This is a genomic window from Haloarcula amylolytica JCM 13557 (assembly GCF_000336615.1).
In the GTDB taxonomy this organism is placed as follows: Archaea; Halobacteriota; Halobacteria; order Halobacteriales; family Haloarculaceae; genus Haloarcula; species Haloarcula amylolytica.
In genome coordinates this window covers 512,726-534,632 of the sequence record NZ_AOLW01000015.1, presented here as the reverse complement: position 1 = coordinate 534,632, position 21,907 = coordinate 512,726, and the positions used below count along the sequence as shown (strand labels likewise).

The 21,907-nt window shown below is 63.3% G+C and carries 25 protein-coding genes and 1 tRNA gene; 7 read left to right on the top strand and 19 right to left on the bottom strand.

Going from position 1 to position 21,907, the window contains the following annotated elements; all coding sequences use genetic code 11:
* Positions 1-6: 6 nt before the first annotated feature.
* From C442_RS08625 to C442_RS08615, 3 genes are read right to left on the bottom strand one after another with little or no spacing between them, the layout of a single operon-like run.
* Positions 7-732, bottom strand: a complete 726-nt coding sequence (locus C442_RS08625) for a hypothetical protein (protein WP_008309565.1) — start codon at positions 730-732, stop codon at positions 7-9.
* Between the two features lie 7 nt (positions 733-739).
* On the bottom strand, positions 740-1,270 hold the full coding sequence (locus C442_RS08620) for a hypothetical protein (protein ID WP_008309563.1): 531 nt from the start codon (positions 1,268-1,270) through the stop codon (positions 740-742).
* Positions 1,270-1,533: a hypothetical protein gene (locus tag C442_RS08615; protein WP_008309561.1), complete on the bottom strand. Its 264-nt coding sequence runs from the start codon at positions 1,531-1,533 to the stop codon at positions 1,270-1,272. Before C442_RS08615 ends, C442_RS08620 begins: the two co-directional genes overlap by 1 nt.
* A 224-nt stretch (positions 1,534-1,757) precedes the next feature.
* Between C442_RS08615 and C442_RS08610 the strand changes: the two genes are divergently transcribed.
* Entirely contained in the window at positions 1,758-2,309 is a 552-nt protein-coding gene (locus C442_RS08610; RefSeq protein ID WP_008309559.1) for a hypothetical protein, read from the top strand.
* A 26-nt stretch (positions 2,310-2,335) separates the two neighbouring features.
* Here the strand turns inward: C442_RS08610 and C442_RS22095 are convergent, their stop codons facing one another.
* The 10 genes from C442_RS22095 to C442_RS08565 form a co-directional block, all read right to left on the bottom strand.
* Positions 2,336-2,473 (bottom strand): hypothetical protein, encoded by a 138-nt coding sequence (locus C442_RS22095; protein ID WP_167320671.1) that lies wholly within the window; start codon positions 2,471-2,473, stop codon positions 2,336-2,338.
* Entirely contained in the window at positions 2,473-3,273 is an 801-nt protein-coding gene (locus tag C442_RS08605; protein WP_008309557.1) for an ATP-binding protein, read from the bottom strand. Before C442_RS08605 ends, C442_RS22095 begins: the two co-directional genes overlap by 1 nt.
* Positions 3,270-3,857 carry a hypothetical protein gene (locus C442_RS08600; protein ID WP_008309556.1) on the bottom strand — a complete coding sequence of 196 codons (588 nt, stop codon included), beginning with the start codon at positions 3,855-3,857 and terminating at the stop codon, positions 3,270-3,272. The genes C442_RS08605 and C442_RS08600 overlap by 4 nt, the downstream gene beginning before the upstream one ends.
* A 2-nt stretch (positions 3,858-3,859) precedes the next feature.
* On the bottom strand, positions 3,860-4,423 hold the full coding sequence (locus tag C442_RS08595) for a hypothetical protein (RefSeq protein WP_008309554.1): 564 nt from the start codon (positions 4,421-4,423) through the stop codon (positions 3,860-3,862).
* On the bottom strand, positions 4,423-4,989 hold the full coding sequence (locus C442_RS08590) for a hypothetical protein (RefSeq protein ID WP_008309553.1): 567 nt from the start codon (positions 4,987-4,989) through the stop codon (positions 4,423-4,425). The genes C442_RS08595 and C442_RS08590 overlap by 1 nt, the downstream gene beginning before the upstream one ends.
* The gene (locus C442_RS08585; protein WP_049942898.1) at positions 4,986-6,134 is read right to left on the bottom strand and encodes a hypothetical protein; all 1,149 of its coding nucleotides are present in this window, start codon (positions 6,132-6,134) and stop codon (positions 4,986-4,988) included. The genes C442_RS08590 and C442_RS08585 overlap by 4 nt, the downstream gene beginning before the upstream one ends.
* A gap of 329 nt (positions 6,135-6,463) precedes the next feature.
* Positions 6,464-6,919: a hypothetical protein gene (locus tag C442_RS08580; protein ID WP_008309551.1), complete on the bottom strand. Its 456-nt coding sequence runs from the start codon at positions 6,917-6,919 to the stop codon at positions 6,464-6,466.
* A 139-nt stretch (positions 6,920-7,058) separates the two neighbouring features.
* A complete protein-coding gene (locus tag C442_RS08575; RefSeq protein WP_008309550.1) occupies positions 7,059-7,613 on the bottom strand; it encodes a hypothetical protein in 555 nt (184 codons plus the stop codon).
* A gap of 170 nt (positions 7,614-7,783) precedes the next feature.
* A tRNA-Pro gene (locus tag C442_RS08570) sits at positions 7,784-7,854 on the bottom strand.
* Positions 7,855-7,950: 96 nt separating this feature from the next.
* Positions 7,951-9,036, bottom strand: coding sequence for a right-handed parallel beta-helix repeat-containing protein (locus C442_RS08565; RefSeq protein WP_008309549.1), 1,086 nt, complete (start codon positions 9,034-9,036; stop codon positions 7,951-7,953).
* 110 nt (positions 9,037-9,146) lie between these two features.
* Here C442_RS08565 and C442_RS08560 point away from each other — a divergent pair, with 110 nt between their 5' ends.
* Together C442_RS08560 and C442_RS08555 are read left to right on the top strand one after the other, a co-directional pair.
* On the top strand, positions 9,147-10,481 hold the full coding sequence (locus C442_RS08560; RefSeq protein ID WP_008309547.1) for a DEAD/DEAH box helicase: 1,335 nt from the start codon (positions 9,147-9,149) through the stop codon (positions 10,479-10,481).
* A 90-nt stretch (positions 10,482-10,571) separates the two neighbouring features.
* Positions 10,572-12,149 carry a DUF790 family protein gene (locus tag C442_RS08555; RefSeq protein ID WP_008309545.1) on the top strand — a complete coding sequence of 526 codons (1,578 nt, stop codon included), beginning with the start codon at positions 10,572-10,574 and terminating at the stop codon, positions 12,147-12,149.
* 79 nt (positions 12,150-12,228) lie between these two features.
* Here C442_RS08555 and C442_RS08550 read toward each other — a convergent pair whose 3' ends face one another.
* The 4 genes from C442_RS08550 to C442_RS08535 all read right to left on the bottom strand — a co-directional run bounded on the left by C442_RS08550 (position 12,229) and on the right by C442_RS08535 (position 15,499).
* Positions 12,229-13,452 (bottom strand): nucleotidyltransferase domain-containing protein, encoded by a 1,224-nt coding sequence (locus C442_RS08550; RefSeq protein ID WP_049942897.1) that lies wholly within the window; start codon positions 13,450-13,452, stop codon positions 12,229-12,231.
* Positions 13,446-14,360 (bottom strand): phosphoenolpyruvate carboxykinase (ATP), encoded by a 915-nt coding sequence (locus C442_RS08545; protein ID WP_008309540.1) that lies wholly within the window; start codon positions 14,358-14,360, stop codon positions 13,446-13,448. The genes C442_RS08550 and C442_RS08545 overlap by 7 nt, the downstream gene beginning before the upstream one ends.
* Positions 14,361-14,784: 424 nt before the next feature.
* Positions 14,785-15,222 carry a lasso peptide biosynthesis B2 protein gene (locus C442_RS08540; RefSeq protein WP_008309536.1) on the bottom strand — a complete coding sequence of 146 codons (438 nt, stop codon included), beginning with the start codon at positions 15,220-15,222 and terminating at the stop codon, positions 14,785-14,787.
* Positions 15,203-15,499, bottom strand: a complete 297-nt coding sequence (locus tag C442_RS08535) for a PqqD family peptide modification chaperone (protein ID WP_008309534.1) — start codon at positions 15,497-15,499, stop codon at positions 15,203-15,205. The genes C442_RS08540 and C442_RS08535 overlap by 20 nt, the downstream gene beginning before the upstream one ends.
* Before the next feature lie 150 nt (positions 15,500-15,649).
* Here C442_RS08535 and C442_RS08530 point away from each other — a divergent pair, with 150 nt between their 5' ends.
* Positions 15,650-17,458 (top strand): ABC transporter ATP-binding protein, encoded by a 1,809-nt coding sequence (locus C442_RS08530; RefSeq protein WP_008309532.1) that lies wholly within the window; start codon positions 15,650-15,652, stop codon positions 17,456-17,458.
* Between the two features lie 33 nt (positions 17,459-17,491).
* Here C442_RS08530 and C442_RS08525 read toward each other — a convergent pair whose 3' ends face one another.
* Both C442_RS08525 and C442_RS08520 read right to left on the bottom strand, forming a co-directional pair.
* Positions 17,492-17,992 carry a DUF7122 family protein gene (locus C442_RS08525; protein ID WP_008309530.1) on the bottom strand — a complete coding sequence of 167 codons (501 nt, stop codon included), beginning with the start codon at positions 17,990-17,992 and terminating at the stop codon, positions 17,492-17,494.
* On the bottom strand, positions 17,989-18,900 hold the full coding sequence (locus tag C442_RS08520; RefSeq protein ID WP_008309528.1) for an RsmB/NOP family class I SAM-dependent RNA methyltransferase: 912 nt from the start codon (positions 18,898-18,900) through the stop codon (positions 17,989-17,991). Before C442_RS08520 ends, C442_RS08525 begins: the two co-directional genes overlap by 4 nt.
* Before the next feature lie 51 nt (positions 18,901-18,951).
* On the opposite strand from C442_RS08520, the gene C442_RS08515 reads away from it, so the two are divergent.
* From C442_RS08515 to C442_RS08505, 3 genes are read left to right on the top strand one after another with little or no spacing between them, the layout of a single operon-like run.
* Positions 18,952-19,725, top strand: a complete 774-nt coding sequence (locus C442_RS08515; RefSeq protein WP_080504303.1) for a proteasome assembly chaperone family protein — start codon at positions 18,952-18,954, stop codon at positions 19,723-19,725.
* Positions 19,725-20,720, top strand: a complete 996-nt coding sequence (gene sppA / locus C442_RS08510) for a signal peptide peptidase SppA (protein WP_008309523.1) — start codon at positions 19,725-19,727, stop codon at positions 20,718-20,720. Before C442_RS08515 ends, sppA begins: the two co-directional genes overlap by 1 nt.
* A gap of 40 nt (positions 20,721-20,760) precedes the next feature.
* Positions 20,761-21,882, top strand: coding sequence for a DUF373 family protein (locus tag C442_RS08505; protein WP_008309522.1), 1,122 nt, complete (start codon positions 20,761-20,763; stop codon positions 21,880-21,882).
* Positions 21,883-21,907: the final 25 nt, after the last annotated feature.

Sequence of the window (21,907 nt, the reverse complement as noted above, 5' to 3'; positions counted from 1 at the left end):
AGCCTCCTACTGCCGCCCCATGTCCTGACGCACGGCCGACGTGAGGCCCGCTACCTCACTCTGGCCGATGAACGCCGGGATGTGGAGCAGTGCGTTCGTCGCCTCGGTTCCGTCGCCGTCGGTGTCGGTCCACCGGACCGTGTACGGCGCGTCGACGTAGGCGTTGACCGTCATGTCCGTGCCCACCCAGCGGTGCATCCGGGTCTGGTTGAGCGTCATATATTCGGGCTGCTCAATCTGCGGGCTGGGATGGACCAGTCCGAGATTGGCCGAATAGAGCCGCTGGCCCCCGGTGTTGGCGTTGCTCGCCTGCTTCCGAAGCTCGAAGGACGCCGCTGCGTCGCTGATGTAGTAGACGTGAATCCGGTTCTCGGTTCCATCGTCGGTCACGTCGACCGTGTCGGCGTCGTAGTCAATAGCGTCGGGAGCGCCGTAGTACTCTCCGTTGACCCACACCACTGCGTCCTGAGTAACCGGGCACTCAGTGATGGAGTGGGGTAGGCTGAACGTCTCAGTGTCTCCGGCCGTTGCGTTGCTCGTGAACTTCTTGTAGGCCGGAATAGCGACCTTGAGCGGGTTGCTCTGCCCGGTGCGGAGCATATGCGCCGTGGTGGCGCGGAACTCCGCGATCTCCGAGCGCTGGCCCTGACTGTTGACCGACGTGTCCATGTCGTCGGGCACGACGTGGCCGGGCTGGCGCTTCGCGTTCCGTAGGCGTTGGTCCAGGTTCATCGGTGATTCACCGCCGGCCGTGCTGCTCGACGGCGTTGCTGTCGATGTACACCTCGGACTCCGACCAGTCGACCTGTGCCGGGGAGTCCAGCAGCAGGTACAGCGTGTCGATATCGCGCACGTCGATTTTGTCGGTCGGCTGGCCGCCGTTGGGAAGCCCCTCGGGGTTCTGAAGCTCGACCTTCACGGAATCGACGTTGTCGACGTTGCGCTGCTCGTTGACGGAAAGCTGGTTGTACTGGCTGATGTTCTTGAGCGCTTGCGAGACGCGCATTGTCGTCTCGTGGCCGCTCGGTTCGATGGCGAGGAACAGCTCCGATTTCGTGGGGAGCGGGTCGCCGTTGGCGTCCCGTAGGTCCATGTAGATCGGGATACCCGCCTCCTGACCCTTCGCCACGCGGTTGAGGAACCGGAGGAACTGCCCGCGTTCGGGCGTGATTTCGAGGATTGGCGTCGGAACCGGCGAATCCGGTGCGTTCTGTGCTGTCGTGACAGCTTCGGCGGCCGCACCTTCGCTGGCGAAGATGTCCTCCGACATCAGTTACCCTCCGTGAACCGCGTTCGCAGGGCTTCGAGAACGTGAACGCCGCCACCGATAGCGACCTTGCGACCAGCGCCGCCGTAGAGAGCGCCACCGACCGCGACTGTAGCGCCGTAGGCTTCGTCGGGCAGGTCCTTGCCCATCTTGTCTTCGACTCCGTACTTCACGAGTGCAGGGGCCGCGAACCCGCCCATCACGAGGGCTACATCCGTCATGTAGTCCTCCGAGGCGAGCGTGCCCATCGCATCACCAAAATCCATGCAGGCCCACCGTTACGACCCGCTACCCATCAAGAACCGACGAAAAAGTGCAACAAAATAGATCGATACGCTTCATCATTTACTCAAATAGCATTATTCGGACTTGCACATCAAGACAACTATCAATAAAATGTAATTTTTGCTAACTATCTCTCGCAGGCTTTCTTTTTCCATACTGGAGACTGCAGTTTAGGTTTTATATTATCCGGGAAAGTCCTACCTGTATGCTAACTCCAGTGGGATTATTTTTGAATTTTATAGGCTCAATCGTGCTACTCGGGTCCGATATCAAGCCCATCAAACGGCTTCTAAAAAGGATTGATCCAGCGCACAGGGTATATAAGAAAGGGCTAGACCGGGTTATTAAAAAATCAACTAATAAGCAGAAAGTTGAGGAAAGGAAGGCGCATCCTTATGATGGCCCCATTCATCTCAATCACTGGAGTTGGGTGCTGATGAGTTGGTTTTTGAATCGACACGCGGAGCAAAACGTCTCTCGAAACTCTGAAATCGATATCCGTGGCGGATGGTTCAAAGTTGATGGAGAACAACTAATCTTCCCCGAAGAACGGACTATCCAGCTAGATAATAAAGCACAGTTGAAGGCTGACCAAACTATGACTCTCACAGCAATCCGTGGCTTACTTTACGAAGCTAGAATTAAACGTATCTATATTTATGGTGCATCCCTGTTGGCACTTGGTTTCCTCCTTCAGTTAATTAGCTCTCTGAACCTTAATTACTGGATTCAAAATGCTATTAGCCTGTTAGGATGACGAAAAAGAAGCCATATCAGTTATCATCAAAAAGAAGACTCGTCCATCAGCACACGGACCACCTCTGCATTGCTTGGTTCGCTACCGGGTAGTTCTCGGTCGATACGTTCCCGTACCTCCTCGAAGGTTTCGCTGTCGTCGCCACGTAGGGTAATCTGTGTCATCATGCGTATTCCGGTGGTTCGAGGTCGTTCCCTTCGCTTCCGTAGTGGTTGCTCTGCATCGAGACGGTCCCAGTGTCGACCCGCCGGCGGTTGCCGTCGTCGTCGCTGTAAATCCATTCGCTCCCAACCGTCTGGCCAGCGTCGTTCTTGTGCTTCTGGAGGCTTGTTGGCCGCTTTCTACCCGACGGAAGCAGTTCGTCTGGGATTCGAGACGGCGCAGGGTCGGCCGCCGGGTTGTGCAACTCGGCGGGGTACTCTATCGACGAGGAGAGCGGCCCGATCTCCCCGCCGTCGAAGCCCCCGACCATGCGGGCCTGGCACTGTGTCAGAATCGTCTTGTCAATCTCGGCCGTCCGCTGTGTGACCCACATCGTTGACGTGCCAGCGCCCCGGCCGGTCGTCGCCAGTTCCTTGATTGGCTTCGGCAGTTTCTCGCGCTGGGGAGCGACGAAGTGCGCTTCATCGACGACCACTAACTGGTCACGGTCGAGGCGACGGAGCGCCGAGGCAATGCGGGTAGCGATTTCCCGCCACCGCTCGGTCCCGATTTCGGACTTGTGCCGTTCCAGTACGATTTGCGGGTTCGCCCGCAGGACTTTCATCCAGTCGCTCACCGACATCTGCGCTTCGACAGGGCCGACTATCAGGTGGTCGGCCACACCGGCTTTGACCAGCCCGCGGTACTCCGCGCAGTAGTCCAGGACGACCAGCGCCTCGTACTCCCTGGCGTTGCTCTCCATCCACGACTGCGCGTGGTACCCCTTTCCCCAGCCGCTCTGGGCGACGAAGCCGAGATTCACGACTCCGCCAGTGCCTCCGTGTTGGCCTTGATGGCCTGCTCGGTCTCTTTCGAGGGGCCAGCCAGCAGGTCCTCCAACGCCGTGGCTGGGTCGAAGTCCACCACGACGGCCTCGAAGCGGTCGATGGAGACGCCCCACTTCTTGCTGATGTGGTGGTCTGCCAGCTCCCGGTCGGTGGCGTCGATCTCACCCGACTGTGTTTCCCTGATGGTGTCGGCCCACCGCTCTATCTGTGCCTCCCACTCGGCTTCGCTCATCTCCGCGTAGTGGGCGGTGATAGACGGCTCGGTGGTGTCGATGTCGTCGGGTGCGCACTGCACCAGCCACACCTCGGAAAGCGGCCGTCCACCAGGGCCGTAGCCGTCGACAAGGTCCAGAATCTCGCGGACACGGGCGGCTCTATCCAGACGCTCTCGGTCGTCGTCGGGGTCGATTCCAGCGGCGTCCCGCTGGTCCATCACCGCTGCTCGTTGGCTGGCCTGAATTTCGGCCAGTATCTCGGCAAGCGCCTGCATACGCTCGCTCTCATGCGGGTTCTCTATCTCTGCCTTTGCCTCTCGAATCTGCTTGATTTTCCCCATCATGGTCACAGAAGGTCGCTGTCTAACTGCTCGCTCAGTCCGTCTATCAGGTCGCTCGCGGCGTCAGTCTCCGTCAGCAGCACGACGGCCACCAGGCCAGCCGTGCCGAGTGCCACAGCCTTGCCCGGCGGGATGTCGGTCCCCATGCCGGCCTGCTGTAGCCACTCGTCGACATTCTCGTCTAGTTCCACCGGTGGGGCACGGGCCAGATCCTCGATGTCCTCGGCAGTCTTCCCTGGTTTGCCCTCGGTCGACTCTGCGATTTCGCCCAAGAGGAGTGCCAGCATCGAGACGTACTGGTCACCCCACGTCTCACCGGCCGGTGTCGGCGCTTGCTGGTCGCTCTCAGCGGTGTCCTGTTCACCGGCATCATCGCCTTCGGTGTCCGCCGCGTCGTCGCCGTCCGCTTCTGGGCCGGCCCCTGCCTGCTCCTCTACCTCGTCGGGGTCGACGTCCAGTTCATCGAGAGAGATTTCGGCCTGCTCGTCGGCGTCGATCTCCGGTACTTCTTCGGTATCTGGTTCCTCGGTATCTGGTTCCTCAGTTGAGTCGGCTGGTTCCGCGCTCATCACCAGGCCACCTCTGCTTCGGGATCGTCAGCCACCGGTTCGGCCTGCTCACTCTCCTCGACCACCTCGCTCTCTACCTCGGTCGGCTGGTCGTCACCGCTAGAGTTGCCGGAGGAGACCAGCACGTAGATTGCGACCAGCGCGAAACCGGCGAGAAGCGGGGCAATGGGGGCACTGCTGAAGGCGCTTTGTTGTGCTCCGTCATTCCCCTGCTGTCCCTCGGTTTCACCGCCCTCGTTGCTGGTCTCTGCTTCCGTAGACTGTGCGACCTGCCGCTCGTATTCGCTTGATTGGTCCATTTCGTCCTGCTCGTTCTCCTCGTTCTCGACCGCTTCAGCGCGCTCATCCTCGCTTTCTCCCTGCTCTTCGTCGTCCGAGTCGTCGGGAGCGCTCTCAGCGCCCTCGTTGCCCCCCTCAGTGGGACTGTTCAGCGCGCTCCTGAGAGCTTCCGTGTCGCTGTGCGCGTCGTCGGCCTTTGCGTTGATGTGCCGCCGGACACTGGCGGCTGTCTTTTCGCCCTCTTCGTTGTAGTCGCACCCCTCAGCGGGGCAAGTTGGTCCTGTCATAGCGTCTCCTGACCGCCTTCAGCAACCGCGAACTCGTCGGGTACCTGCTGCTCTGTTTCACCGGACCCGCCGCTTTCGGTGCGCTCGTCGCTCAGTAGCCCGCCGGAATTCTCCTCGACCGCGTCGACCACCTCGCCCTGCCCCCGCTCACCGCGCTCACCACCGGCCAAGCGCGCTTGGTCGTCCGCTCGCTCGCCGGAGAGAGTGCGCTGGTCGTCGGTCTCTATCGCCTCGGCCGGGTCGGTAGCGTCGTCCTGAACGAAGTGGTCCAGTGTGCGGACCGAGGGGATGCTGGTGGGCATCCCGTCGAGCGCGTCGAGGAGCGTGTGCAACCGGTCGGGATGCATCGGTTCCTGGCCGTTCGCTTCTCGAATCCGGTTCACCGCTCGCCATGCCTGCCGAGCGTTGATGACCGCCTCACGGCTCTGTGATAGCGCCGCTTCGAGGTCTGAAACACCGGCTTTGTATCCCTGCCACCCACGCCGGAGCGCACCGGCTGTCTCCGGTCGTAGCTCCATCTCGGGGTACTCATCGCCACCGACGGTCACAAGCTCCTGCTGCTCGCCCTGGTCGGCCGGTTCGTCGTCGATAAACTGGGCGATCTCCTCCTCAGAGTACCCACAGGTCTGGGTCAGGAACTCGCAGGCTTCGGGGTCGCCGTTCTCACAGTGCCCCCGAGCGTGATCGCACCGGCTGGACTGCGCGGCCCGCGCCGCACGGCCGGCCTTCTCCTGAACCGACTCGCCACCGCTCCGAGCGCCGCTCTCTCGGCTTGCTCGGTCCATCACTTCCCGATGCTCGTCGACGGTCAGCGTCCCGTCATAGTAGCTCACCCAGTCTTCCACGCCCTCTGCCTGTGCGATACCCTTCACACTCCGGGCGTGGGCGGTGTTGGCCCGCTTCTGGGAGAAGTCAATCCGCTCGCGCTCGCTATCCGAGAGGGGAACCTGTCCGGGTCCGTCCGTTCGTTCTCCACGACCGTCGGCTGCCTCGATGCGCTCGGTTTCGAGAACCGAGTCCGGGGTGTCGCTGCTGTAAGCAACGGTCTTCAGCCGCCGGTCGTCATCGGTACACAAATACTCTGCATGCCTGTCTCTGGCGGCGTCTGCTGCCGCTTTCGTGCCGTACTCGATTCGCTCTGTCAAACTATCACCACTCGATGAACGAGCATACGCAGAAACAGAATTGCTAAAACCCCGTAAAACGCGCCGCTGAATGGCTGAATGACTGATTAGGCCATTACTCGGACCGGTCAGTAGCCGTGTGGACTTTGCGAAGTTGAATGATGTACCGTGACCGGCCAGGGCGTTTCTCGCCTTTCCAGACCGTACGACCTACAGTTGGTGACGGCGACTCTCCAAAGCGGTTTTCGACGTACTCGCGGGCCCCCTCCTCAGTGTCGAATGTCCCCAGCGTCTTACCGCCGGTGCCCGCTTCGACAACCTGCCATTGCTCAGTGCTACCCGCAGACTGCTCACACATCGGCTTTTGCACCTCCCTGAGCGGGGTCGTGGCGAGAGAACGGCCGAACGTGAACAGCCATGTAGTCGCTGGGCGGAATCCCGTTCTGTAGGCGGACATACCCACGCTTCGCTAAGCGGTTGAGAAGGCGCTGTGCGCCCTGCTGGTCGATGTTGTCGACTGCTTGCGCCAGTGCCCGTTTGGCAGTTTCACCCCGAACGATTCCACCCTTTGTACGCTTCTTACACAGTGTTCGGTAGGCGACGGCGAGGTCTCGGTCGTCGGGGTCGGCGTAGGGTTCCACGCCACCGTCTTGGGTCGGTTCCGAAACCTTCCGCCGCACGTACTCTTCGAGGTCGGCACTCATATTGTCGACCTGCTCCTGATATTGTTCCTTCAGATGAGTCGGCAGGCGGAACGTAATCTTATCGCTGCCGCTCTCCTCGTGAAGTTGGCTCCCCCCAGTCATGTCTGACTAGCCACCTCCTCGTAAGACGGGGCCGAATCCCCATACGGCGACGTGATGGACGCCGATGTTGGTACGTGTAGGACAGCCCCCCGTGGGGTCGCCGGAAGGTCTCGCGCTCGGGCGGTCGTGTGTGCGCGCATTATTGGCGACCCTCCGTCTTCTCGCGGGCGTCGGTCAGCAGGTTCCCAATGGTGCCAGCCACCCGGTCTGTGTAGCGGGCGAACTCCCGAACGCCGAAGCTACCGAGATCGCAAGCGAGGTACGCATCAAGTTCGGCAGGAGTAAGTTGATCGTAGGCGGTCGGGTCGTCGTCGAGGCGGAGCCATGCTGGTGGCTCTGGGTATTCGCGGCCGGTGTCGAGATGGGCCACGACGATCTGCCCACGGACCCACTGCCACCACAGCGAGGCGACGTGGGCACACCAACCATCGTTGTAGTGGTAGCCCTGACAGTCGCACTCAGCGACGAGCGTACGGCTCTGTATCGCCCAGAGAACACGGTGGTAGTCGTCGCCGTCGGAGAGAGTGACGATACGCTCGGCGTCGTTGATAGCGCCACCCTCGTCGCTCTCTTGCTGGGCGCGTTGCCACGCCGTCGATAGCGTCCACTCGTCGGGCATCGAGAGAGCTGACGGCCCGCCGACTGTTCCGGGGAGGTCGTCGCTTGGTTGCCAGCTGCGCTCGGCACGGCTCATGGCCGACACACCCCCTCATCCATCGCAGGGCAGCGCTTCAACTCACGGTCGATGACGAAGCCGCAGATACGGCAAACTTCTCGCTCACTGTGGTCGGCCGCACGGCTCACAGTGAACACCTCGTTGAACCGAAAAAGAGGCATAGAGTGCCTCTATTCTTTATTTTGAAGTGGGACCGCCGAGATTCGAACTCAGGTCCGACGGACCCCATCCGCCGAGGATACCGCTACCCCACGGTCCCGCACTCTGGGAGAAGGGGGTGTTTTAATTAAGGGCTTCGCTTTGGTGGCGAGAGTGGCAGCCCGTGACGAGGGAGGGCAGTGTCGGTGCGGTCGCTTCACTCGGCGACTTTGATATCGGGACTGTCGATGGTGACATCGGTAAGCGACCAGCCCTCGCTCGCGGAGCGGGCGTCGACACCGATGGCATTCTGCTCGGCGGTTACGGATATGGTCGACCCAGAGACAGTCCACGACGCGTTGGTCTTGACGGCGTGGATTCCCTGTTGCCGGCTTTCGATGGTCGTATTCTGGATGGTCCACGCGCCGGTCGTTCGAGCGGTGAAGACCCCGATATCCCGGGTTTCGAGGGTCGCATCTTCAAGCGTCCACGCGCCGCTTGAGAAGGCGGTCACGAGGCCGGTGTCGCTCTGGCGGACTGTCAGGTCGGTCGCCGTCCAGTCGCCGGCGCTATTGATAGCCTTGACGCCGGTATCGCTCCGGCGGACCTCCGTGTTCTGGACCGACCAGTCACCAGTTGTCCCGGAGGCGTCGACGCCGTCCGCGCCGGACCGGTCAACGACGACTGCTGCGACCGTCCAGTCGCCAGAGGACTTCCGGACGTCTGCACCGTCGCCGCCGACAGCGACGAAGCGAGTGTCGCGAATCGTCCAGTCACCGCTGGTCCCGCGGGCGAACACGCCGCTGTAGGTCGTGCTGGCGACGGCGGCGTCCTCGATAGTCCAGTTCCCGGACGAATTCGGCGCGTAGACGCCGACGTCGGCAGCGATAACGGTCGTATCAGTGACCGTCCAGTCGCCCCTGGTTCCGTTGGCCACGACACCGAAGCGGTAGTTCCGCACGGTAAATCCGGTGACGTTCGGTTCGGCTGTGCCGGCCACCGTGACGCCGGTTCCGTTGACGAACCGCGAGCCGTCCAGTATCGCCCGGTCGGGTGCGACGAGGGAGATGTTCTCGTTGATTCGGACTTCTTCGTAGTAGGTGCCCGGACGGACTTCGACGGTGTCACCGCTGTCGGCGGCGTCCACAGCGGCCTGTATCGACCGGTAGTCGGCACGCCCGTCTTTATCCACGGTCAGTGTCTCCTGTGCCGTCTGTGCTCCCGCTACGCTCGCCGGCAACACAGCGAGGGTCAGCACTACCGACAGCAAGAGGGCAAGTAGTGTCGTACGCCTGTCGTCCATAGTTGACACTGTAGGCGCGAGTGGACGTAAACCGTATTGTTATTTGAACTGGTGCCCCCGGCGATGCGGCCCGCGAAAGCGTTATCGGCCGGACCGGCGAACCCCGGAGTGTGCTGGAGTTGACGTACGAGTCGGGAACCATCCGCGTGACGGGGGACCCGCCGTCGGACCTGCCCGGCGTCGAGTACGACGAACGCACCCAGACAGCCAGAGCGCCGGCCTACCGGTACGCCGACCTCCGGAGTGCGCTGGGGGACCGCGGGATAGCGTACGAAGACGCTGTCTGCTCCCTGCCGTCGCTGTCGCTCTCGACGACGTACGACCTCAGAGCCTACCAGCAGGCAGCGCTGGACGCCTGGCGAGAGGCTGGCGATAGGGGCTGTCTGGAACTCCCGACGGGGAGCGGCAAGACCGTTATCGGCATTGCGGCAATGGTCGCGCTGGGGACGCCGACGCTGGTCGTCGTCCCGACCATCGACCTGCTGGAGCAGTGGCAGCGCGAGCTACAGCGGGAGTTCGACCAGCCGGTCGGCCGCATGGGCGGGGGCGAACAGCGGGTCGAGGACATCACGGTGTCGACGTACGACTCGGCGTACCTGCGGGCCGACGAACTCGGGGACCGATTCGGACTCGTGGTTTTCGACGAGGTCCATCACCTCGGCGGCGAGGGGTATCGGGACATCGCTCGGCTGCTCGCCGCGCCGGCGCGACTCGGGCTGACGGCGACGTTCGAGCGGCCGGACGGCGCACACGAGACCATCGAGGCACTCGTCGGGCCGCTCGTCCAGCGAGTCAGCGTTGACGACCTGGCGGGCGAGCACCTCGCGGACTACGATATCAAACGAATCGAAGTCGCACTCACGCCGGACGAGCGGGACCGCTACGAGGAGTCCCAGGGGACGTTCACCGACTACCTGAAGCAGTCCAACATCCAACTCCGGTCCGGCAGCGACTATCAGGAACTCGTGAAGCGGTCCGGCAACGACCCGGCGGCCCGGGAGGCGCTGCTGGCGAAACAGCGCGCCCGCGAGGTGATGATGAACGCTCAGCGGAAGGTCGACCGGCTGGCGACGATTCTGGACCGCCACCGCGAGGACCGCATCATCGTCTTCACCGCCCACACCGACCTCGTGTACCGCCTCTCCGAGCGGTTCCTCATCCCGGCGATAACACACGAGACGGGCGCGAGCGAGCGCCGCGAGATATTAGAGCGGTTCCGCGACGGGACCTACTCCCGGGTCGTGACGGCGAACGTGCTCGACGAGGGGGTGGACGTGCCCGACGCCAACGTCGCCGTCGTCCTCTCGGGCAGCGGCTCCGAGCGGGAGTTCACCCAGCGGCTCGGCCGGGTTCTCCGACCGAAAGCCGACGGCGGCCGGGCGCTGCTGTACGAACTCGTGACCGAGGAGACCGCCGAAGAGCGGGTCGCCAGGCGACGCAGATAGGGGGCGGTGCAGCGTGGTGGTACTCCTGAGTGTCTCGAGAAGTTGCCCCGACTCCCCGTGTTTTTGTCGCTCCGTCGCGGACACACGCGTGTGCTGACGAAAGACCTCCTGCGGGTGTCCCGGGCCGGCGGCGGCTATCACCTGCAGTTCGCCGACGCCGACGCGGAGCGACTGGCGGCCCGCGTCCTGGGCGTCTACCAGGGTCACGTCGGCGAGTCCCGCGAGACGCTGGACGCGGCACTCGCCGAAATAGAGCGGGAGGCCGACGACTTCAAGCTGGTCCGTGGGCTGGCGAAACTCGTCGAACGGGAGGCTACCTTCGAGACGCAAGCCCCGGTCGACCCTGTCCGCGCCCGTCGTCGGGTGTTCGAAGCCGCCGCGGACGTTGGCGTCGTGACCGAGGCCGAGCGCGAGCGAGCACTCTCCGAGGCGGCCGACCACTTCGGCACGGACGCCGAGACGCTGGCCGAGGCGCTATACGCCGACCGGGACTCGCGACAGGTTCTCACTGACGTCGACTCGCGCTGGGGGCCGGCCGAACTGCGGACCCAGTACAACCTCTCGCTAGCGCAAACGGCGCTGTTCGACGCGACCGAGGTACAGGTCCGCTCATCCGACCCGAAGGCGCTCGTCTCGGCGGTCAAACGCCTCCGGCTGATGTACGAGATTCGCCGGACTGGGAACGGTCGAGAGGTCGTCGTCACGGGGCCGGACGCGCTGTTCTCGAATACACGCCGGTACGGCACCCGCTTCGCTCGTCTCCTTCGGACGGTCGCGGCCGCGAGCGAGTGGGAACTGACGGCGACCATCGACGACCGGGGCACCGAGCGGGAACTCACCCTTTCAGATGGGGATGTCTCCGTGCCCGGCGTCGAGCCCGTAACTGAGGTCAGCTACGACAGCGGTGTCGAAGCCGACTTCGCCGGCCGGTTCGCCGCGCTGGACCTCGACTGGGACCTCATCCGCGAGCCGGAGCCGCTGGCGGCCGGCGAACATGTCATCATCCCGGATTTCGCCTTCGAGTGGCGACCCGGCGCTGATACCGGCGTTCGGGACACCGGGCGCAGTGGCGGGGGCTCGGACGGGGCTGACGGGGCCGCCAGTGACGCTCCCTTCCGGATTTTCTTCGAAATTATGGGTTTCTGGACGCCGGAGTACGTCGAGAAGAAGCTCGCCCGCCTCGACGCGCTGGCGGACGTGGAGATGCTGGTCGCCGTCGACGAATCGCTCGGTGTCGGGGACGAAATCGAAGCGACGGATAACCGAGCGATTCCGTACGCCGGGACGGTCAGAGTGAAAGACGTGCGGGATGCCCTGCGACCCTACGAGGAGCGGCTGGTGCGCGAGAGCGCCGCGGAGATACCCGATGAACTCCGGCCGGATGCCGACGTTACCTCGCTCGCTGACCTCGCCGCGGAGTACGGCGTCAGCGAGGATGCGCTGGAAGACGTGGCCTATCCGGCCCACGAGCGCGTCGGGCGCACGCTCGTTTCCCCTGCCGTGTTAGACGACCTGGCCGAGGAGATCGAGCCCGGAATGGCGTACGAGGCGGCGAGCGACAGACTGGCAGACTACGGTCTCGAGGACGACAGCGCCACCCTCGCACGCCTTGGCTACCGCGTCGCCTGGGAAGGGCTGGGTGAGGGGACAATCCAGCCACGGGAGTGAGCCGCCTGTGGGATACCGCTGAGAATCAGCCCCCAGATACAGCGAATCGTCGCCGGAACGAAGCGAGCGACTCGGCTGTTCAGGTCGCTTCGTCAAGTGGCTCTTCGGACCGCTGTCGCTGCCACTGTGGCACTTCGAGGAGGAGTCGGAGCGGCCAGATGACGTAGTACAGCGGATGCAGCGGACCGGGGAGCGGGCAAAACTGGTACTCCGAGTAAGTCGGGTGAAGCGACGAATGCAACAGCAGGAGCGGCACCAGCGCAGTTGCCGAATCGCTGGCAGCCAGGTGAAACTGAGCGGCCTCGAACTGCGTGGGTGCCTGTGGCGTCCCAGCGGCCAGCGATTCGACGACGGCCTCGGTTAACTCGGTGACGCGGTCGTCCGTACGAAGACGATCCAGTATCGGCGCTGGGAGGGCATACCCGAAGACAGTACGGGCGAGCGCGGCCCCGAGCAGTAGGTTCCGCTGGACGCCAGTTTCCCGCGCCCGAGCGAGGACGTGTGACCAGTCGGCTTCCGTCGACTCCAGCGCCGCAACGAAATCACAGAGCCACTTCAGGAGATACCAGCGGTGCTTGGTTCCGTGGAACGCTAACACGAGTAGCCGGTCTGGCTGTGCAAGCGCCGGAAGCGGTTGGCCGCCGACCGCGACTGTGTCGCGGCGGTCCCAGAGTTCACTGAACGGTGTGGTGAACGGTCGCTCGGCGTCGCCCACGCGCCAGCGGAGTTCCACGTCGAACTCCGGCCCTCGCATCTCGTACTCGTGAACGATTGCCTTCGTCACGGGACCGCCCAACAGCGCGGCGTCGTCCAATCGCGGCGTGCCCCCGCGCCACTCGTAGCCTCGCTCTTCCAGAATATCCGCGGCGACGGTGATATCTTCAGGATGGACGAGCAGATCCAGATCGTTGTACTCCCGCACCGTTGCGTCGTCGTAGGTGGCGGCCGAAAGCACCGGTCCTTTGAACGGTACCGCGCGTACACCGCGTGTCTCAAAACTCTCGATTATCTCCTGTAGCTCGGTCGTGAACGCGAGATTTCGCATCCGCTTTCCCTGTACTGTGCTGCTAAGTCGTGTCAACACGGACTCTGGCACGGTGAACTCATCACCGCTCTCGCGTGCTATCGGTTCCAGCCCCTGATAGAGGAGTTGCACGACGCCATGATATCGGGCGAGTTCAAGGACGCGGTCCCAGGCAGGTTCGGCATCCAGCGCGGGAGGGTCGGGGGAAGCGTCGGTGACGATTGCGGTACGAACACAGTCGACTACCAATTGGAGTTCGGGTTCAGCCTCCGTTAGCATGGCTCACTCTTGAGATCAGACTGAATCCGGGCTACGACCTCCGGGAGCATATCGAGATCGAACGGTCGGCGGAGCCGTTTTATATCTGTCATGTCGACGATCTCCCCGCAAGCACTGAAATTGGACACGGCCTGGCCGTCGGCGTCCAGCGCGCCCAGTGTGTACGTGTTATCGACGAGCGCCATGACCTGTTCGTCCGGCCTGACTGAATCCACCCCGATAGAGTCGCCGTCTTCGAGCAGATAGATGCGTTCTAGCGGCACCGGAGTCGCGGGCTGGTCGTGTCTGAGCCCGTAGAAATGTCGCGGGCGCCCGCTGTGGACCTGTTCCGGCGGCTCGACCGGGGGGTCAAATGCCGCAACTGCCTCCGGGTCGAGTTTCATCGATGGGTAGCCGCTCCGAACGACTGGTCCCGCATTATCCAGCGTTATCGCAGCCACGTCGTCGCTCAGGACACGGTGCCCGTCAAGCAAACAGGCCATCGCAGTCGTCGTTTTTCCGACCCCGGACTCCCCGACGAACGCCACTGCACGCCCGTTGATGCTGACGGTACTGGCGTGCAGCACGAAGTAGCCCCGCTGGTCCAGCAAGTGATTCAACGCCGGGCCGACCAGTACGTGGCGGAGGACTTCGCCTGGCACGTCCGAGGCCGGGTCTACAGCGATGGACGTCCCGTCGAGAATTCTGACCGTTGCGGCGTCGTATAGAAGGTAGTATTCGCGCTCGTCTACCGCGTGAAAGGTCGATTCGGAGTCAGCCGACAGTGGGCGAGGGAGCCGTTCTTCAGTGATGGTGACGTCGGCCCGCCCGTCGGGCTCTGTCTCAGCGGGCGGAAGCTCCGGTACGTCGAATGCCGAGCGGACTGTCAGTCCAAAGGCTTCGTACGTGGCTGTGTTTACTGTTGCCATCCTGCTAGGTCCCTCCCTGCGTAGTTGTCCATCGATTCCGTCCGTGCTGAAACACACCCCATCTACGACACCCCTGGTTCATACCAGATCGCTTGACTGCTGTGGTGGATAAGAATGCACTCTCTACTTCCGACACACAGCCACGAAACCGTCACGACGTAGCCACTGACCGGTGCCAGTGTCGAGGATCAATAAAGGAGGGATCAGTTAGATACGTGAACCGACTGCGGACGCTAGCTCCACTTCCCGTATCCGTCGTCGTGGTCCCACCAGTTCGTCTTTTCTTCGACAGTTCCGTACGTTTCGACCGACGGCGTTTCGTATTCCTTCATGGGTTACCCCCGCCTCTGGTTTCAGATGTAGATGTATTTGTTATAGTACTCATTACTGTTGAATTCATACAGAATGCCGTGTTTACTATTCGTTAGCCACGTACTTCGCGTTCCGTGAGTGTGCGGAAGCGCCCAAAGTCGTCGACATCCCCGATAAGGACAGCCCCGTTGGACTCGATCCAAGCGTGAGCCTCGAACGTCTCGGACTGGGTGTCCACGCCGAAGCGGAGACGATGCGGCAGGTCGTTTGCTACCAGCAGTGTGCTACCAGTGAGTGCTCGGTCAAGACAATCGTAGGAACCTGGGAGACGTGATCCTGCTGTCAGAACCGCCCACCGTACTGACTCTGGTGACCCGGACTGACGATGACACGGGAGGTACTGAGAGACCATACCGAAATATCGCTCTGCGTCCTCCAGCCCAGCGACTGCAAGCAGTACCTTGCTCGCAACGATCAGTACCACAGCTTCACAGAGCAATAGCTTCTGCGCCCGTGGCAACGCCCTGAACTCACGGAGTCGGGCTCGCATCGACCTTGATGAGTTGCTCCGCGGCAAGCGTTTCCAGGAATCGTTCCACGTCATTTGCCACTCGGTCTCTGGAGACATCGTACACCTCGACCAGCGTTGAGACGATAGCCGCTGGTTCCGTCGGTTCCTGGATTCGGTCCCAGATGTCCGGGCCGACGCCCGACAGACCCTGATACCGCCCCGTCTCGTTGTTGAGCAGCACGATCTCGCCGTCGATTGTCGTGGTGACACAGTTATCAGTTGCGACGACAGCCGATCCAGAATCTATCGCGACCATATGTGGACTCCAGGGATACTCGCACTATTTGTTATGGCCTCTTTTCGTCGCCGTCACGACCCAGACAGGCGGTAGACGCTCCCTTCGCTCCCGTACTGCCCAACCGTAGAGAGTCGGTAACTATGTTACATAGAACTCGCATCCGGACCAATGGCTGATACTCCCTCCGTCAGTGAGAAATACGCATCGCTGCGCCGTGTGGCACTGTATCGTCCGGCGCTGACGGGGAGTATCGTCGCCGCCAGCCTCTTCGTGATGCTGCTGGAGGGCGTCGGCCTCTCGTTCCTGTTTCCGATACTCGACGCCGCACAGGCCGGGCAAGGCCTCCCGCTTCAGGCGGACGGTGTTACCGGTCAGTTCCTGTCCGCGTACGCCGCCGCCGGACTGCCGCTCACGCTCGAATCCCTGCTACTCGGCCTCGCGTGCGTGATGGTCGTCCGGTTCACGGCATCGTTTGCGGTGAAATGGCTCGCGGCGAAGCTTACACAGGCGTACGAACGCGACCTCAAAAACCGGGCCTACGAACTGGCGATGAACGCGTCGGTCGCCTACTACGACGACAAGGGGTCCGACGACATCATGAACACGATTCTGACACAGACCCGGTACGCCGGCCGTGTCATCGGCCGGATTATCCAGTTCTTCCAGCAGGGAATCCTCTGTCTGGTCTACATCGGAATCGCACTGGCTATCGCGCCGATGCTGGCAGTCGGTGCGGCTGTCGCTCTCGGCGGGGTCACGGCGCTCATCAGATACGGCATCGAGCCCGGGTACGCCGTCGGCGACCGTGTGGCGACGGCAAACGAACGGCTGCAGGAGACAACACAGGCGGGGACGCAGGGTATCCGTGACGTGAAGCTGTTCGGCATGCGCGACGGACTGCTTGCCGAGTTCCGGGATACACTCGACCGATACACTGCAACCAGCATCGCCGTTCGCCGGAACGAGGTCGCAATCGGTAGTCTCTATCGGCTCTCGGTCTCGCTGCTCCTGTTCGGTCTCGTCTACGTCGCAATCAGTTTCCGGGCGCTGTCGATCGCTGAACTCGGCGTGTTCCTGTTCGCGATGCTCCGACTCGCGCCCCGACTGAGTTCGCTCAATTCTACCATCTACGCCATCGAGGGAGAGCTACCACATCTGGTTCGCACCCACCAGTTCATCGACCGCCTCGAAACCCAGCAGGAACCGACCGGTGGGAAGCCGGTCCCGGACTGCATCAAGGAAATCGCGTTCGAGAACGCCTCGTTCGCCTACGAGGACGAGCCAGTACTCGCGGACTTCTCGATGACTGTCGAGCGAGGCGAGTTCGTCGGTATCGTCGGCGAGTCCGGTGGCGGCAAATCGACAGTCGTCTCGCTGCTCACTCGGCTCTATGCCCCGGACGGCGGTGATATCCTGGCGAACGGAACGCCGATTTCGACCTATGCCCTCGGCGAATGGCGTGACGCTGTTGCGATGGTTCGACAGGACCCACATATCTTCAACGACACGTTGCGGTACAACCTCACTGCCGGTCGGGATATCTCCGACGAGACACTCTACGAAGTGGCCGAGAAGGCCCTCGTCCTCGAATTCCTCGATGACCTCCCGCAGGGGCTCGACACAGTGCTGGGCGACGACGGCGTGAAACTGTCCGGCGGGCAACGCCAGCGGGTCGCACTGGCCCGCGCGCTGCTGACGGACGCAGAGATACTCGTACTCGATGAGGCCACCAGCGACCTCGACTCGAACCTGGAACGGCAAATCCATCGAACCGTCGAGACGCTCGACGGGGACCAGACCGTGATCGCAATCGCCCACCGGCTCTCGACCGTCTCGAACGCCGACCGAATCTACACTGTCGAGGACGGGCAGGTCACGGAACAGGGCAGCCACGCCGAACTGCTCGACGACGACGGGACGTACGCGGAGTTGTACGCGTTGCAGGGAACGGCGGCCGCGAAGTCTTTCAGCGGCTGAGCCGCTCTCACCGGAGCGGTCGCACTGCTTGAATCAGACCTCTCGGCGACGTCCTTTCGGCACCTGTGACCTGAGTTCGCCGTAGACGTACAGGCCGACGCCGACCGGTTCGGCCTCGCCGGCGAGGTCGTGGGTGACGACCAGATACCCCCAGTCGCCGTCCCAGTCGAGTTCCTGGTCCTCGCCGGCCACGAACGCTCGGGCAGCGTCCTCATCGAGGTGGATGACGTTCTGGCTGGCGTGCTCTCCGAACCGCTGGACGGACTCCAGCGTCGGTTTCCAGTGTTCCTGGCGCGTCCGCAGGAACGTCATCCCCAGGCCCTCGATATCGACAGGCGATGGCGGACTCCCCTGATACAGCCACAGTTTGCCAGCACCACGTTCCCAGAACGTGTACCCCTCGAAGGTCTCCGGCGGGACGCCGAAGCGTTCAGCCCAGAAGTCGAGCACTTCTTCGCGGGTCGCCCGCTCGGGGTCCTCGCGCTCCTCGTCTGTCTCTGGGAGCCGCGTGAACTCCGTGCTCTGGTCGCTCATTCCGCGGGCACCTCCAGTTTCGCACAGAAGAACCCGCCCGTGTCGTTGTGATGCGGGTAGATGCGCTTGGCGTTGGTGACGCTGGGGTCGAATCTCTCGTCCTGCCACTCGGTGATTCCCGGTGCGTGGTCGAGCGGGAGGTCGTAGTCCACGATCTCACAGGCGACCTCGTCGAGCACGTAGTCAAGCACGGCCTCGTTTTCCTCCGGAGCGAACGTGCAGGTGGAGTAGACGACGGTTCCGCCCGGTTCGGTCACTTCGATGGCCCGTTTGAGGATGCCCTTCTGGACGCCGGAGATGCCTTCGACGTGCGAGAGCGTCCAGTCCTCCAGCGTATCCGGGTTCTTGCGGATGGTCCCCTCACAGGAGCAGGGCACGTCGACGAGCGCGCGGTCGTACTCTTCGCCGCCGAAGGGCTTGAGCGAGTGGTTGCGGCCGTCCTCGTGGGTGACGGCAACCGTGGTCGCGCCCAGCCGCTCGGTATTGGTCCGCAGCGCCGAGATCCGCCCGAGGTTGTTGTCGGTCGCGACGACTTCGCCGGTGTCCTCCATCAGCGCGGCGAGCTGGGTCGTCTTGCTCCCCGGTGCTGCACAGGCGTCCCAGACTCGCTCGCCGGGCTGGGGGTCCAGTACGGTCGCCGGAATCACGGACACTTCCTCCTGCCCGTGAATCCAGCCGTGGAAGTACGGCCAGTTCGCGCCGGGGGAGTCCTCGGGCAGGACGAACAGGCCGTCGTGCCAGTCGACGGGGTCGTAGGCGATGTCCGCGTCCGCAAGCGCCGTTCGGACCCGCTCGACGGAGGCTTTGATGGTGTTGACCCTGACAGCCGACGGCAGCGGGCGTTCACACGCGTCGATGAACGCCTCGAAGTCGTCGATGATGGGTCGGTAGCGGTCGAGTGGTTCCATTGTCCGGCGTTCGCTGGCGGTCGGTTTGTGGGTTTCGAACGGCACCGGCCCATGGCTTTCAAGCCGCCGGCGGCCGATACCCGAGGTATGGCACACATACAGGTCCACCGCGACGACATTTCGCTCGATTCCCCGACACTGGTCGAGGGGCTCCCGGGCGTCGGACTCGTCGGCAAGATAGCCGCCGACCACCTCGTCGACGTCTACGACATGGAGTACTACGCATCGGCCCACTGCGAGGGGTTGCCAGAGATCGCCGTGTACGGAACGGACGACCCGGAGGTTCGCCCGCCGGTCCGGCTGTACGCTGACGAGGGCCGTGACCTGCTAGTCCTCCAGAGCGATGCCCCGATCTCCCCGTCCGGCGCGAAGGAGTTCGCCGGCTGCATGGTCAGTTGGTTCGAGGCCAACGACGCGACGCCGATCTACCTCAGCGGCCGTCCTGCCGAGAAAGACGGTGTTCCGGACGTGTACGGCGTCTCGACGGGTGACGGGGCGGCGATGCTAGAGGAGGCAGACGTGGACCCGCCCTCGGAGAACGGCGCGATTACCGGGCCAACCGGCGCGCTGGTCCACGAATCACAGCGGGTCGGGCTGACGAGCATCGGGCTCATCGTCGAGGCCGACCAGCGCTTTCCTGACCCGGAAGCGGCTCGGGCGCTCCTGCAGACGGCGATCAGCCCGCTGGCCGACTTCGAGGTCGACACCGATGCGCTGGTCGAGCAGGCCGAGGAAATCGGTCGAGCCAAGGCACAACTTGCCCAGCAGCTCCAGGAGAACCAGGAGGAGAGCACGAGCGCACGGCCGCTCGGGATGTATCAGTAATGGCGGGCGCAGACGACATCATACGTGGGTTACTGGTCGTAATTATCGTCGGTATCGGCACGGTCCTGGGGTGGGTGCTGTTTGTCAGAACACCCGACAACCTCGCCCAGTTGCTCGGCGTCCTGTTGGTCGTCGCTGTCGCCGTCGCCACAGCCCGTATCGGCAGCAACATCGCCGGCTCCCTACTCCCAGCACACAACGTCGCGGAGGTCGCCGTCGAAGGGCCGATCAGCCGTGACGGCGGTGGCGGCATCACCAGTCCGCCGGTGGGCGCGTCGGCCGACGACATCGTCGAACAGATAGACCGTGCCGACGCGGACCGGGGCTCAGAGGCGCTGCTCCTGAAACTGAACACGCCGGGCGGCGAAATCGTCCCCAGCGAGGACATCCGCATCGCCGCCGAGGAGTTCGACGGCCCGACCATCGCCTACGCCACGGACGTCTGTGCCAGCGGCGGCTACGACATCGCCGCCGGCTGTGACGAGCTCTGGGCGCGCGAGGGCTCTATCGTCGGCTCGATCGGCGTCGTCGGCTCGCGGGTCAACGCCAAGGAACTGGCCGACCGCCTGGGCCTCTCCTACGAGCAGTTCACCGCCGGCGAGTACAAGGACGCCGGCGTTCCGCTGAAGGAGATGACCGAGGACGAACGCGAGTACCTCCAGGGCATCGTCGACGACTACTACGACCAGTTCATCGACACCGTGGCCGAGGGCCGCGAGATGGACGCCGAGACGCTCAAGGACACCGAAGCGCGCATCTTCCTCGGTGACGAGGCCGAAGAGCGTGGGCTCGTCGACCGGCTCGGCACGCGCGACGACGTCGAGGCGAGCCTGGAGCAACGGCTGGGCGAGGCTGTGACGATCAAGGAGTACGAGCCTGAGCGCGGATTGACGGGCAAACTCCGCGGAGGCGCACAGCAGGTCGCCTTCGCCCTCGGCGCGGGTATCGCCGGCGTCGCCGACGGTGATATCGAGGGCCTCTCCTTCCGGCGATAGCTCGGGAGGTTTTTTATTCGGGGACCGCCTTCGCCGTAGTGTGACAACGCTGGTGGTGTGTATCGACAGGGACAGTCCGGCCGCAGCGGCGTGTCCCGTCGTCGGCCGCGACGCCGTCGAGTCACTCATCACGCAGACGGGCGTCGTTGACCCGGAAGACAGCCGGGTCAACTGCCTCCTCGAAGGGCTCGCAGTCGCGGATGAACTCGAAGCTGAGGGGTCCTCGCCGGTCCTCGCCGTCGTCGGCGGCGGAAGCGACAGCGTCGGTTCGGACCGGGAAATCGCCGGCCAGATCGACAGTCTGGTCGCCGAGCACGACCCGGACTCCGCGGTCGTCGTCGTCGACAGTGCCGACGACGAGCGGCTGGTTCCCATCATCGAGAGCCGCGTCCAGGTCGACGCCGTCGACCGGGTCGTCGTTCGTCAGGCCCGCGACATCGAATCCACGTACTACCTGCTCAAGCAGTTCCTGGCAGACGAGGAACTGCGCAAGACGGTGCTGGTCCCCGTCGGGATCATCATGCTCGCGTTCCCGCTGTTGCTCGTCGTCACCAGCCCGACGATTGCCGTCGGCGCTATCGCGGCCGCCATCGGCGTGTTCCTCATCTACAAGGGACTGGGTATCGACGCATACCTCTCCCGACTTCCCAGCCAGACCCGAGAAGCCCTGTACTCGGGACAGGTGTCGCTCGTGACCTACGTCGTCGCCGCCGGCCTCTCGCTCGTCGGCATCTTCGCCGGCGTGTTGGGCGTCTCGGCGGTCGGCGATATCAGTCCGTTCCTGCTTGCGAACCGCTTTGCCTTCGCGTCCGTGCCGTGGCTGACCGGCGCGGCGCTGGCCGCCTCGCTCGGTCGCCTGCTGGACGAACTCATCCAGCAAGAGGGGGTCCGGAGCGCGTACGTGAACCTCCCCTTCGGTGCGGTCGCGGTCGGGCTCGTCGTTCGCGGCTTTTCTGCGTACTTCCTCGAACGCGGTGGCGTGTTCGAGCCGTTTCAGGTGCCGGAGACGAACCTCGGCATCGTTCAGGTCCAGGGGTTCATACTGGAGGCGGGGACCCGCCTCGGGCTGTTCATCCTCGCAGGTATCCTCATCAGCATCGTCGGCGTCCGGGTAGCGACCTACGTCAGCCACACCGATATCGAGGACGAACTGGTGGAATAGACAGCGATTTACGCCGCCGCCGGCT